The following is a 12837-nucleotide window of genomic DNA, read 5'->3' as shown; positions in this document are numbered from 1 at the left end:
CGGTGAATGCTTCCGGAACTTCGGTGGCTGTTTTGGGGAGCGTGACCGGCAGCAATGCGCCGGCCACGAACACCACGACGACACCGGGCACGCCCGGTGCGCCTGACACTTCTGGAACTCTGGGTACGCGTGGAACTCCGGTTACGCCAGGATCTCCGCTGACGCCAGGAACGCTGGTAACTTCTGGCTCCATGGTGACCCCGGGTACGTCCAGCCAGCTGGGCGCCGGCGGCCACCTCATGGCACTGGGTGCTTCTGCAACCGTTATCGACGCAACCGCGCCCACAGCGCTGGCCAGCACGGGACTGGGAATCTGGCCCGTATATGTCGGGTCATTCTTCGTATTTATTGGAGGTATTGCCCTGATCATGCTGCGACGGTTCATCTACCTGGAACCGGCTGCCAAGTGATGCCTTAGTCATGGAAGGTGCCCGGCATGCCAGCGAACCAACGGTTCCCTGGCATGCCGGGCATCTTCGTGTGCCGCAAAATAACACGCCAACAGGATCCATCAAGCGTTCTGGCCAGAGCCGAATCGGGCTGGAAGGCGCTTCGCACTCCCGGGTCCGTCCCGTCAGGCCGGGGGAGACAGCCGCCGCACGGACAGGGCAAGCCACAGCTGGACCCTGTCCGGAGTCACGGCTGGATCGTAGCCGGTGAGCTCGGCAATCTGCGTTAACCGGTAGCGGACCGTGTTCCGGTGCAGCGTCAGGGCATCGGCCACGGCCGCCACAGAACCGTTCAACCGTAGGTACGATTCCAGCGTTTCCACCAGCTCCGCACCATGGGCGGAATCAAAGGCCACCAAGGGACCGAGCGCCTCAGCGGCCATGTCCGCCATCGGCACGTCCTCGCTAGCCAACAGGAGCGACGTGAGGCTCAGCCGTTCCGGCACGTTGACATCGAGGCCCCTCGTGGCGGCTTCACGAGCCTCAAAGTAGCTCCAGCGCAGCCCGTTGGCCTGGGAATATGCGCCGCCGATGCCCACCGGGGCGACTATGCCGACGTCGTGCATCTGCCGGCTCAGTGCCCGCCCAAGTACGGCAGGGTCTCCCAGTTGGGACGGGACAATCAACAGCAGTTCGTTGTGCTCTCCCGTCTTGACCACTGCGGCGACTGTGGATTCCAGCTCCGGCGGCAGTGTCATGGCGGAAAGTGTGGTGAATTTTTCCTCTTCCGCGTGGACCAGCAGCACAAAGTTCTTTGCAGCCGGGTTCACGTGCAAGTTCTCCAGCCGGGCGGTGGCGTCCGCTGCCTCCAGGGTGCCGCGCACGATGTCGGCCAGGACCTGTCCCGCTATTTGGCGTGCCGTGTGGCGGCGCTGGACCAGGTTGTTCAGCTCAATGCTGATCAACCCCCGGGCGTAATCCACAATGCCGTCGTCCTGGAAAGGCTTGCGCAGCCACAAGGTGCTGGCGTCGCGCTTGCCTGTGGACAGGGCCACGGCGTGCCACTCCTCGCCGGGGCCGGTGCCGGGGGCAGTTGAAAACACCTCACCGCCGTATTGGGTGATCATAAGGTCCGCGGCGACCATGGCGGCAAGCTTGCGCAACAATGCTGGCAGCCCGCCCCCGGTCAGCAGCGAGCGGGCCAGCACCTGGTGTTCACGCAGCAGCCTCTCCAACTTGCTGTAATGGTCCGAGGAACGGGCATCCGCCACAAGCTTGCCGATGGCAATGAACGGCGTGCTGTAAGGGACCTCCACCACAGGGACGGCCCAGCGGTTCGCCTCCGCGATCAAGGCCGGCGGCACCGTTTCGTGTTCAAAGCCAATGCCAAAGCCGATTCCGACGGCGCCAGCCCGCCGGATCTGCCGGACAAAGGAACGCTGGGCATCCGCGGTACCTTGCCTGGCGCCGGTGGTGAGCACCAGTTCGCCGCCACTCAAGAACGCCTGCGGATTTTCCAGCTCAGTCACGGCCACCCAGTCAATGGGCGTGGTCAGCGGCGTCCGGACGGAACCCATGTTCTTCAGCGACAGGGCGGGGACAGTCAGCAGGTCAGCCAGGGAAAGTGCCATGTGACAACTATACAAACGCACTACAAGTTCAGGGGGTGGTGGTGCAAACGGCCATTCTCGTTACGAGGCTGCGGGGCTTAGGCTCTCCTTAAGCGGAAATGAAAGCCGCGTCACACTCACAGCTAGCTAAAGAGGTTGAACACTGTGGTCCAAACCTTGCAGAACTTCATCAACGGCGTTTTTGTGCCTGTCACGGGCACCGAGTCCCTGGACATCATCAACCCCACCAACGGGGAAGTTGTTGCGAAGGCACCGATCTCCAGCCAGGCTGATGTTGACGCGGCAATGGACGCTGCCGCTGCCGCCTTCAAGACGTGGAAGCACTCCACTCCGAGCCAGCGCCAGGCGGTCCTGCTCAAGCTGGCGGATGCCATCGAGGCCCGCAGCGACGAATTGGTGGAGGCGCAGCACCGAAACACGGGCCAGGTCAAGCAGATGATCGCCGATGAGGAAGTTGGTGCCGGCGCGGACCAGTTCCGTTTCTTTGCCGGTGCCGCGCGCCTGCTCGAGGGCCGGTCGGCCGGTGAGTACATGGAAAACTTCACCTCCTACGTGCGCCGCGAGCCCGTGGGCGTGGTGGCCCAGGTGACGCCGTGGAACTACCCGTTCCTGATGCTTGTTTGGAAGATCGGCCCGGCCCTGGCCGCCGGCAACACCATTGTGCTCAAGCCCAGCGACACCACTCCGGAGAGCACGCTCGTGTTCGCGGACATCGCCAAGGACATCCTGCCCGCCGGCGTGCTCAACATCGTGCTGGGCAACGGCGCTACTGGGGCCTCCATGGTGGACCACAAGACCCCGGCCATGGTGTCAATCACCGGCTCCGTGCGCGCCGGCATCGCAGTTGCCAGCGGGGCAGCCAAGGGCCTCAAGCGCGCCCACCTGGAACTCGGCGGCAAGGCTCCCGCCATTGTCTTTGCCGACGCCAACCTGGGCAGGACGGCCCAGGAAATTGCGGAATTCTCCTTCTTCAATGCCGGCCAGGACTGCACCGCCATCACCCGGGTGCTGGTGGAGGAGTCAGCCCACGACGAATTCGTTGCCGCCCTGGCCACGGCCTCCAAGGGCCTGGAAACGGGCAACGCGGATGAGTCCAAGAACTACTTTGGCCCGCTGAACAACGTCAACCACTTCAACGCCGTCGTCAAGGTTGTTGAAAGCATTCCCGAGTATGCCACGGTGGTCACCGGCGGCAAGCGTGTGGGGGAAAAGGGCTTCTTCTTTGAGCCCACCGTGGTGGACGGCGTCAAGCAGACTGATGACATCGTGCAGAAGGAAACCTTCGGCCCCGTCATCACCGTCCAGACGTTCAAGACCGAGGAAGAAGCCGTCGGGATGGCGAACGACGTCGAGTACGCACTGGCCTCCAGCGTCTGGACCTCCAACCACGGGGTGGCCATGCGCGTCTCCCGCGACCTTGATTTTGGCGCGGTGTGGATCAACACCCACATCATGCTCACCGCCGAGATGCCCCACGGCGGCTTCAAGCAGTCCGGCTACGGCAAGGACCTCTCGATCTACGGCGTCGAGGACTACACCCGCATCAAGCACGTCATGAGCAACCTGGACGCGTAAGCGCCCCCAGTTATTTTGCAACCACATTTTGAAAGGTCAACCCATGTCTGAAATCCACTACCGGCTCGAGCAAAAGCGGCACCTGAGCGGCTCGTTCCCCGGCCCCAAGTCAGCCGCCCTGGACGCCCGCCGCAAGGCCGTGGTTGCCGGGGGAGTCGCCTCCAGCGTGCCGGTGTACGTGGCCGACGCCGACGGCGGCATCATCACCGATGTTGACGGCAACTCCTTCATCGACCTTGGCTCGGGCATCGCGGTCACCACCGTGGGCGCCTCGGATGAGAACGTGGTTGACGCCGTCCGTGAGCAGGTGGGCCACTTCACGCACACCTGTTTCATGGTCACCCCGTATGAAAGCTACGTGGCCGTCGCCGAGGAACTAAACGCACTCACCCCCGGCACCCACGAGAAGCGCACCGTGCTGTTCAACTCCGGCGCGGAAGCCGTGGAGAACGCCGTCAAGGTGGCCCGCCTGGCCACCGGCCGCGACGCCATCGTCGCCTTCGACCACGCCTACCACGGCCGCACCAACCTCACCATGGCGCTCACCGCAAAGGCCATGCCGTACAAGACGAACTTCGGCCCGTTTGCGCCCGAGATCTACCGCGTGCCCATGAGCTACCCGTACCGCGAGGAATCCGACATCAAGGGTGAGGAGGCCGCACGCCGCGCCATCACCATGATCGAGAAGCAGATCGGGGCCTCCTCCGTGGCCGGCATCCTGATCGAGCCGATCCAGGGCGAGGGCGGCTTCATTGTCCCGGCCGACGGCTTCCTGCCCACCCTGGCCGCCTGGGCCAAGGAAAACGGCGTGGTCTTCATTGCCGACGAAGTACAGTCCGGCTTCTGCCGCACCGGCGAATGGTTCGCTTCCCAGCATGAGGGGGTTGTCCCCGACATCATCACCATGGCCAAGGGCATTGGCGGCGGGCTTCCGCTCTCCGCCATCACCGGCCGCGCCGACCTCATGGATGCCGTGCACCCCGGCGGCCTCGGCGGCACCTACGGCGGCAACCCCGTTGCCTGCGCTGCGTCGCTCGCCGCCATCAAGGCCATGAAGGACTACGACCTCAACGGCCGCGCCCAGAACATCGAGAAGATCGTCACTGACCGCTTCGCAGCCCTTGTGGAGGAACTGGGCGAGTCAGGCATCATCGGTGAAATCCGCGGCCGCGGCGCCATGATGGCCATCGAGCTGGTCAAGCCCGGCACCGCACACACCACCAAGGAAGTGAACGCGGAGGCCGCCAAGGCCATCGCCGCCGCCTGCCTGCAGTCCGGCGTCATCATCCTCACCTGCGGCACCTACGGCAACGTCATCCGCCTCCTCCCGCCGCTGGTCATCACCGACGAGCTCCTCAACGACGGCCTCGACGTGCTCTGCACTGCCGTCCGCAAGGCAGCCTAGCGTCAATGCCTTGGCTGCAAGGCCAAGCACGACGGCGGCACCCCGGTCCGGCTTTTGGCCAGACCAGGGTGCCGCTTGCGTTTTTTTGGCCCGGCTGAATGCCGGGCTATGCTGGGGCCAGTTTTCCTGGACGCAGCGATGGGGGCAGGTATGGAAGCGAACGACATAGATCCGCGGTATCCAGCGGAATACCAACGTGGCGGGGACTCACTGCCCCGGGTGCTGCAACCGCCACCTGCGGCACGTCCGGCAGAGCCCCCTGCAGCACCCCCGGCAGAGGTGGGCGAATCGGTGTCCGAACCGGCCGCCGTCGGGCGTGAACTGGAGCCGGAGGCACCGGAATCCTGGGACGAGGGTGGACCGGCGGAGGCAAGCGGGACTGTGCCGGCTGCTTCCCAGCTGGTGCCGTGGACTGTGAAGGCATGGCTTTTTGGCCTGGGGGCCGGCATCGCTGTCACCTTGCTCGGCCTGCTGTGCCTGCTCCCCAGGCCCGCGCCGGCACTGGACATAGCTGCCTCCAACTACATTTTGGTGACGCTGTTCTTTCCCCTGACCGACAAGGTGCTGGCCCTTGGCCCGTTTCTTGTCATCGCCGGGCTGGGCATGCTGGTGCTCATGCTGCTTGCGGGGGCGCCGCGCCATCCGCGGGCGTCTCCGTGGCTTCGAAGCGGGGCCGCCCTGGTGGCGGTGGCGGCGCTGGTGGCCGCGGGGCTGTCCCTCTTCGCCGTCACCATGCGTCCCGAACTGCTGTTGCAAATTTTCGGCGGTCCCGACGGCACACCCGCCAGCTATCCCTGGATTCAGCTGACCTACCTTGCCACCGTGCCCCTGGAACTTTTTGGTTTGTTCACCGTGGCATTCCTGGCCATTTTCCGCCCCAACGGCAGCGCGAGGAACGTGCCGTCCGCGGGGCGGGCGGCGGGCACGGGCGCTGCCTTCCTGGCAGCGGCAGCGGTGACCTATTACGCTCCACAGATCTTCACCGGGGCGCTCGTGGATCGCACCTTCACCAGCGGCTCTTCCAGCATGCAGTTGACACCCTGGCCCATCACGCTGGTCCAGGTGGGACCTTACTTCCTGTTGGTCGGGCTGGCGGCCTTGCTGCTGGCCTTGTTTCTCCGCCTGACCACGCCGTCCGTGGACCACGGCCCCGCGCCGGCGGAGGACGCCGACGAGTTCGGATGACCGTTGGGCCTCGCCGGTAGAGTAGGGGCGATCGCCGCCGGCACATTCGCCGGTTTTGCCAACGACCTGTTTCCCGAGGTCGTGCTTGGGGCCTATGGTTCCGTGGCCTCTCAGCGGGGTGCCATGCGTCCGGACCTGCCGTGGACCCAGGCCGTGCAGCCCATCAGCGTTTGGGTGCAATTGGTTGGGCTCCTCTAGGCTGCCGGCTTGTTCGTGGCTCCCCGGCTGGGGCAGGGCAATGGTTCGATGGCGAATCCGGAGTCTCCCTTTGGCCGCCCCGTCTGCATTTAAGGCCGCCCGCGCCGGGTCAATAACGTGCCGGGTCAATAACCCGCAGCGGCGGGCAGGCCAAAGTACTGCTCCAGGGTTCGGTAGCCGCGATAGTGCATGTCCCTCGCCGCGCGGAGGCCGATGTAGCGCAGGTGCCAGGGCTCGTAGGTGTACCCGGTAATGGAGTTGTAGCCGTTGGGGTAGCGGACGATGAAGCCGTACCGCCAGGCGTTGGCCGCGGCAAACTGCCCGGCCGGCGTGCCGGCAAAGCAGGCCTGGAGGGCACAGGCGCCATTCGGGTTCCCGATGTCCAGGGCAAGGCCCGTCTGGTGTTCGCTGTAACCGGGACGGGCTGAAATGGTGTCTGCCACGGCCCTCCCGTAGATCGAGACATAGTAGTTGTAGAGGCTGGCCTGTGAGGCGTAGGAGCGGAAACCGCTGACGGTTGTGACCGGCACGCCCGCGGCAGCTGCACCACGGATCAGCAGGGCCATCTGGTTCGCGGCCTCACGGCGCAGCAGCTGCGAACCCACGTACACGAGGTCTGCCGGCGTGTTATTGATGGGCGAGTTGGGGCGCCGTTTGTTGACCACCACGCCCACGCTATTTTGGCTGGGCGTCACGCTGACGCCAACCCCGGAAGTCCAGCGGATGTTGCCGCCGAGGAATTGCTGTACACAGCTGCGGGGGACACCCGCGCAGGCCTCGTCGCTGGTCGGGTAGCCCAGGGGGCTGAGCTCATACCCCATCTGGACCCATTTGCTGCCGATGGCGCCGTGGACAGCGTGCGCGCCCACGCTGGACTGCCAGTAAATGTAGCCGCCCTGGTAACTTTGCACACAGCCGTGGGAGATGAGGGCGCAGTTTTCGTCCGTTATCGGATAGCCCAGGGATCCCCACTCCCGGTTGTAGGCGGCCCAACGCCCCGCAATGGCGCCACGGGTGATGTGGGCACCGCTCCCGGAGGACCAGTAAATGCTGCCGCCGCGGAACGCCTGGTAGCAGCCGCCTTTCACCAGCCCGCAGCGCAGCGCATTGAGGGCCGGCCCCAATGGGCCGGACGCGCCCCCGGCTGCACTGTATTTCGCTGCAATGGCACCATTGTCCGGGGTTGCTGCTGATGCTGCCTCCACCCCGCCCAATGAGGAGGCCAGCATGGCGAGCACCACTGCCCCAGCGCTCAGTAATTGCCTGAATTTCATGGCGGACCTGCTTTTTATCCAGAATGAGTTGGTGGTTTGACCCTAGACCCGGCATGCCGGGGACACAATGACGAATTGTGCCCGGGGGAACGCCGTCGGGCATCCTTTTCGCTTGGGCCTGGCCGCTGTACAGTCAGTGCTACGAACGCCCCGGAAGCACAGCGTAGTGCGGGGCCCACCGAAGGGTTGAGCGCATGAAATATGTAGTTGGATACCGTCCGGACGAACGTGGCGCCGATGCCATCGCACTGGCAGGGGTCATCGCAAAGACGCAGGGCGCCGAACTGCACCTGGTCCACGTGGTCCACGGTGGCAGGCCGGATGGCGAGGGGCTGGAAAAGACAGCGCGCGCCCTGGTGCCGGATGACGTTTCTGCCACCTTTTCCAGCCGCACAGCGGAGTCCTACGTCCACGGCCTCATCGACGCTGCCAGGGAGGACGACGCCGCCCTGATCGTGGTGGGCGCGGCCAGCAACGGCTTATTCAAGCGGTTCACGGTGGGTTCCGTGGCCAACGGCCTGCTGCACGCCTCACCCGTGCCCGTGGCCCTCGCGCCCCGTGGCTACAACCGCCGTGACCCCCTCACCCGCCTCACCGTCATGACCGGGGTGCGCGAGGGGTGGCAGGCCGTGCTCGACGTCGGAACCACCGCGGCCGGGCGCCGCAATGTCCCGCTGCGGCTGGTATCGCTTGTGGAGATCGACCAGCTTGAACAGGAGAATTTTGACCTGGACCACGCCCTGAGCCCCGCGCGCCAGCACGTGAACACCGTGCTGGCCGAGGCCGCCGCGAAACTGCCGCAGGACTCGGTCACAGTCACCTTGGCACACGGCCGAAACATTGAGGAAGCCGTGGACGGGATTGGCTGGAAGTCCGGCGAGCTGGTGGTGGTCGGTTCCAGCCGCCTGGCCGAAAACCACAAGATCTTCCTCGGCTCCACGGCGAACAAGATCCTGCGCTCGCTTCCCGTGCCGATGGTGGTGGTACCCCGGGACTTCGGGGAGCAGGGGATCTGAGCGGCCCGGCGCTGCGCTACGGCTCCAGGAACGCGTCGCTGAAGAGGAGCTGCAGGCCTTCGGCCATGGTGGGGTGGGCAATGACAGCGTCGCGGAGCTGCTGGTAGGGCAGCCTGCCGAGCATGGCCAGCTGGACCACTGCGATCACCTCACTTGACTCGTGGCCGAGCAGGGAAACGCCCAGGATCTGGTCCGTTTCCCGCTCCACCACGGCCTTCCACATGCCCTCCAGCTGTCCCACCGTGCGGGCGCGGGGAATGGCCGCGACAGGCATTTTCGCGATGCGCACGTCATGGCCTGCGGACCGGGCCTCGTCTTCGTTCAGGCCCACGCGGCCCAGTTCGGGCGTGGTGAAAACGCAGTACGGGATCAGCCGGTCCCGGGTGCTCAGCAGCGTCCCGGCCGGGGAGGCAGCCAAGTTGGACTTCAAAATCCGGTAGTCGTTCCAGGAGGCGTGGGTGAACTGCGGCGTCCCGGCCACATCCCCTGCCGCCCAGACGCCTACCGCCGTGGTGCGCAGGAATTCATCCACCCGCACCAGCCCGGAATCATTAAGCTCGACGCCGGCCGCGTCAAGTCCCAGCGCGCCCGTCACCGGTGTGCGCCCCACTGCCACGAGAATCTCCTCAGCCTCCACAGTGGTTCCGTCGGAGAGGGCCAGGGCCACGGCGCGGCTTGTGCCGTCACTGCCGTCGGCGACGTTCCGGCGGGAGGCCGAAGTGGCCGTCACGCCCATCCGCAAGGTCACGCCGTCGGCCTCCAGGGCTTTCGCGACGGCGGCGCTGACGTCCGCATCCTCCCGGGGCAGCAATGTGTCCCTGCGCTGCACCACGGTGACGGCAACGCCCATGATGGAAAGCATGGAGGCGAACTCGCAGCCGATGTAGCCGCCGCCCAGAATGATGATGCTGCGCGGCAGCGATTCCAGGGCCAGGATGGACGTGCTGGTCAGGGGTTCCGCCGCGCGGAGTCCCGGGATGTCGGGCACAAAGGGGACCATGCCGGTGTTGACCACCACCTTGGTTCCCCGGAGCAGGCGGCGGGTGCCGGCGTCGTCCGTCACCTCAACGGTGCGGGGCGCAGTGAAGCGCGCCTGGCCGATGACCAGGTCCATGCCGGAGCCCAGGAAGGCCTTTCGCTGCCCTGCCACCATGGTGCCCACCACGTCCTCCTTGCGGGCGCGGAGCAAGTCGATGTCGACGGCAGGGGAGCCGGGAAGGGCAATGCCAAATTCCGCGGCGCGCCGGGCAACGGACAGCAGCCGGGCACTGTTGACCAGCGTCTTGGTGGGGATGCAGGCCACGTTGATGCACGTGCCGCCGATCATGCCGCGCTCCACCATGGCCACGCGCTGGCCGGCGGCTGCCAGGTCCATGGCGAGCGACTTGCCGGCCTTGCCCCCGCCAACCACCAGCAGGTCCAGCTCTTCGATCTCCATGTGCGGGCCTTTCGTCGTGGGAACGCGGATGTCAGGCGGTGGCGGCCTTGCGAAGGCGCGAGGTGTGCCGGTAGTGGCCCAGCGAATCCGCAGTGAGGATCACCAATGCGAGCCACACTATGCCAAAACCAATCCAGCGGTCGAGCCCCATGTGTTCGCCGAGGAAAATGATGGCAACGACAAATTGCAGCAGGGGGGCCACATACTGCAGCAGTCCAATGGTGGTCATGGGCAGGCGCCGGGCGGACGCGCCAAAAAACAGCAGCGGCACCGCAGTGACAACGCCGGTGGAGGCCATGAGCCAGAAGTGGCCGGCCCCCAGGCCGGTCAGCGTGGCCTGGCCCGCCCCGGCCAGCACAGCCATGGTAACAACGGCAAAGGGCGCCAGGACGGCTGTCTCCACGCTCAGGCTGGTGAGGGCGTCCACTTTGCCGCCCACCCGGTTCTTCACAAAGCCGTAAACGCCGAAGCTGAAGGCGAGGACCAGGGCAATCCACGGCAGCTTGCCGTAGCTGACCGTCAGTACGGCGACGGCGGCGAATCCGACCCCAACGGCTATCCACTGGAGGGGGCGCAGCTTTTCCTTGAGCACCACCACGCCCAGCAGGACGGAGACCAGGGGGTTGATGAAGTAGCCCAGGGAGGCCTCGATGGCGTTGCCGTTTGTCACGGCAAACACGTAGGTGAGCCAGTTGATCACAATGAGGAAGCCGGCAATGGCCAGGGGGACAAAGATGCGGGGATTCCGCACGGCTGCGCCGATCTTGCCCCAGCCGCGCGTCACGGTGATGACCAGGGCGCAGAAAATCACGGACCACACGACGCGGTTGGCCACGATCTCCAGGCTGTTCGCCGGCATCAGCCAAATGAAGTAAATGGGGAGCATGCCCCACAGGCCGTACGCGCCAAAACCGTAGAGCATGCCGGTGGCCGTCTCAGACCTTCCCCGTCCCTTTTTTGGAGTGCCGGAAGCACGGTTCTGCGGACGGGCGGGCGCGGTGGGTTCGGGGGCTTGGCTTAGAGGCACAAGGCCAATAACAACACGCCAGGGGGCAATATTCCATGTCCACCGGGCAAACAGTGGACGTTTCGGGGTGCCTGAGCCGTTGCTCACGTTCGGCCCGGGCCCCTTACGGCTGCCGTGCCCGGGCCTTTAGACTGTGAAAGTAGCGCCCAGTCAGCGCTTCCGCCGCGACCCAATTATCCGTGGGGCCGCGGTCCATAGTTCGGAAGGACTTCTTCTTGCCCAACTCGAGTGCCGCGCGACCGTTTCGCGTCGCCATCATAGGTTCCGGCCCGGCTGGTGTGTACGCTGCGGACATCCTGACAAAGTCGCAGGAGGTCTCCGGCGGCGACGTCGAGGTCAGCATTGACATCTTTGAATCCCACCCGGCACCCTACGGGCTCATCCGTTACGGCGTGGCCCCGGACCACCCGCGCATCAAGGGCATCATGAACGCCCTCCACAAGGTCATGGACCGCGGCGACATCCGCTTCTTCGGCAATGTCACCTATGGGCGCGACCTCACCCTGGCGGACATTCGCTCCTTCTACGACGCCGTCATTTTTGCCACGGGCGCCCTCAAGGACGCGGACCTGGACATTCCGGGGATCGAACTGGACGGCTCCTACGGCGGCGCGGACTTTGTCTCCTGGTACGACGGCAACCCTGACGTTCCCCGCGAATGGCCCCTGCACGCGAAGGAAATTGCCGTCATTGGCAACGGCAATGTTGCCCTGGACGTGGCCCGAATCCTTTCCAAGCATGCCCAGGACCTCCTCGTCACCGAGATTCCCGACAACGTCTACCAGTGCCTGAAATCCTCCCCCGTGACGGACGTGCACATCTTCGGCCGACGCGGCCCTGCCCAGGTCAAGTTCACGCCGCTGGAGCTGCGCGAGCTCTCCCACTCCCGCGACGTCGACATCGTGCTCTATGACGAGGACTTTGACTTTGATGAGGCGTCCGATGCTGCCATGAAGACGAACAACCAGGTCAAGATCATGGTCAACACCCTGGCCAACTGGCTGGCGGAAGAGCACGACGAAACCCGGGTACCGGCGTCGCGCCGCTTGCACCTGCACTTCCTGCACACGCCCGTGGAGGTCATGGGCACCGACGGAAAGGTGTCGGGCATCAGGTTTGAGCGCAACGAGCTGGACGGCACCGGCAACGCCCGCGGCACGGGGGAGTTCATCGACTACCCCGTCCAGGCCGTCTACCGGACCGTTGGGTACTTCGGGTCAGCGCTCCCCGAGGTGTCCTTTGATGCCAGACGGGGCGTCATCCCGAACGACGCCGGCCGCGTGCTCGGTGCCGACGGGGCCCAGGTGCCGGGTCTGTACGCGACGGGCTGGATCAAGCGCGGTCCCGTGGGGCTGATTGGCAGCACCAAGGGTGATGCGCTCGAGACCATCGGCTGCCTGCTGGAGGACCGGCTCAACCTGCCCGTTGCCGAGCATCCCGGGGAACATGAAATTGTTGAGCTGCTGGAATCTCGGGGCGTCAATTACACCACCTGGGAGGGCTGGAACAAGCTGGATGCCCACGAGCAGTCCCTCGGTGCCAGCTACGTTCCCGAACCGGGCATTGAGGTGTCCCGCGAGCGGGTCAAGGTGGTCTCGCGTGAGGAAATGGTGGACATTTCCACGAAATAAGGCGGCTGCGCGGCAGATTTCATGAACAGCTTGTCTCGCAATGTGAGATGCCCTCCCGTGGATGTGAT

At 65.2% G+C, this 12837-nt stretch carries 10 protein-coding genes; 6 read left to right on the top strand and 4 right to left on the bottom strand.

The window, feature by feature from the left end:
- Window positions 1-191: 191 nt before the first annotated feature.
- Window positions 192-410 carry a hypothetical protein gene (locus LPN03_RS15755; protein ID WP_262454956.1) on the top strand — a complete coding sequence of 73 codons (219 nt, stop codon included), beginning with the start codon at window positions 192-194 and terminating at the stop codon, window positions 408-410.
- A 164-nt stretch (window positions 411-574) separates the two neighbouring features.
- On the opposite strand, the gene LPN03_RS15750 is transcribed toward LPN03_RS15755, so the two are convergent.
- Window positions 575-2020 carry a PucR family transcriptional regulator gene (locus LPN03_RS15750; RefSeq protein WP_262454955.1) on the bottom strand — a complete coding sequence of 482 codons (1446 nt, stop codon included), beginning with the start codon at window positions 2018-2020 and terminating at the stop codon, window positions 575-577.
- A 144-nt stretch (window positions 2021-2164) separates the two neighbouring features.
- Here LPN03_RS15750 and LPN03_RS15745 point away from each other — a divergent pair, with 144 nt between their 5' ends.
- The 3 genes from LPN03_RS15745 (at window position 2165) to LPN03_RS15735 (ending at window position 6185) form a co-directional block, all read left to right on the top strand.
- Window positions 2165-3595, top strand: a complete 1431-nt coding sequence (locus LPN03_RS15745; RefSeq protein WP_165183209.1) for a gamma-aminobutyraldehyde dehydrogenase — start codon at window positions 2165-2167, stop codon at window positions 3593-3595.
- 43 nt (window positions 3596-3638) lie between these two features.
- Complete coding sequence (gene gabT, locus LPN03_RS15740) at window positions 3639-5000, top strand: 4-aminobutyrate--2-oxoglutarate transaminase (protein ID WP_262454954.1); 1362 nt, start codon at window positions 3639-3641, stop codon at window positions 4998-5000.
- A gap of 150 nt (window positions 5001-5150) precedes the next feature.
- Window positions 5151-6185 (top strand): hypothetical protein, encoded by a 1035-nt coding sequence (locus LPN03_RS15735; protein ID WP_262454953.1) that lies wholly within the window; start codon window positions 5151-5153, stop codon window positions 6183-6185.
- Between the two features lie 323 nt (window positions 6186-6508).
- On the opposite strand, the gene LPN03_RS15730 is transcribed toward LPN03_RS15735, so the two are convergent.
- Window positions 6509-7657: a D-alanyl-D-alanine carboxypeptidase family protein gene (locus tag LPN03_RS15730; protein WP_262454952.1), complete on the bottom strand. Its 1149-nt coding sequence runs from the start codon at window positions 7655-7657 to the stop codon at window positions 6509-6511.
- 194 nt (window positions 7658-7851) lie between these two features.
- On the opposite strand from LPN03_RS15730, the gene LPN03_RS15725 reads away from it, so the two are divergent.
- Window positions 7852-8673: a universal stress protein gene (locus tag LPN03_RS15725; RefSeq protein WP_262454951.1), complete on the top strand. Its 822-nt coding sequence runs from the start codon at window positions 7852-7854 to the stop codon at window positions 8671-8673.
- Between the two features lie 16 nt (window positions 8674-8689).
- Here the strand turns inward: LPN03_RS15725 and LPN03_RS15720 are convergent, their stop codons facing one another.
- Together LPN03_RS15720 and rarD are read right to left on the bottom strand one after the other, a co-directional pair.
- A complete protein-coding gene (locus LPN03_RS15720) occupies window positions 8690-10111 on the bottom strand; it encodes a dihydrolipoyl dehydrogenase family protein (RefSeq protein ID WP_262454950.1) in 1422 nt (473 codons plus the stop codon).
- Between the two features lie 31 nt (window positions 10112-10142).
- Complete coding sequence (gene rarD / locus LPN03_RS15715; RefSeq protein WP_410468608.1) at window positions 10143-11147, bottom strand: EamA family transporter RarD; 1005 nt, start codon at window positions 11145-11147, stop codon at window positions 10143-10145.
- A gap of 206 nt (window positions 11148-11353) precedes the next feature.
- On the opposite strand from rarD, the gene LPN03_RS15710 reads away from it, so the two are divergent.
- Complete coding sequence (locus tag LPN03_RS15710) at window positions 11354-12769, top strand: FAD-dependent oxidoreductase (RefSeq protein WP_262454948.1); 1416 nt, start codon at window positions 11354-11356, stop codon at window positions 12767-12769.
- Window positions 12770-12837: the final 68 nt, after the last annotated feature.

The sequence above is a fragment of the Arthrobacter sp. A2-55 genome (assembly GCF_025548615.1).
Classification (GTDB): Bacteria; Actinomycetota; Actinomycetes; order Actinomycetales; family Micrococcaceae; genus Specibacter; species Specibacter silviterrae.
The sequence above is the reverse complement of the archived record's forward strand: the minus strand, read 5'-3'. Positions and strand labels throughout refer to the sequence as shown.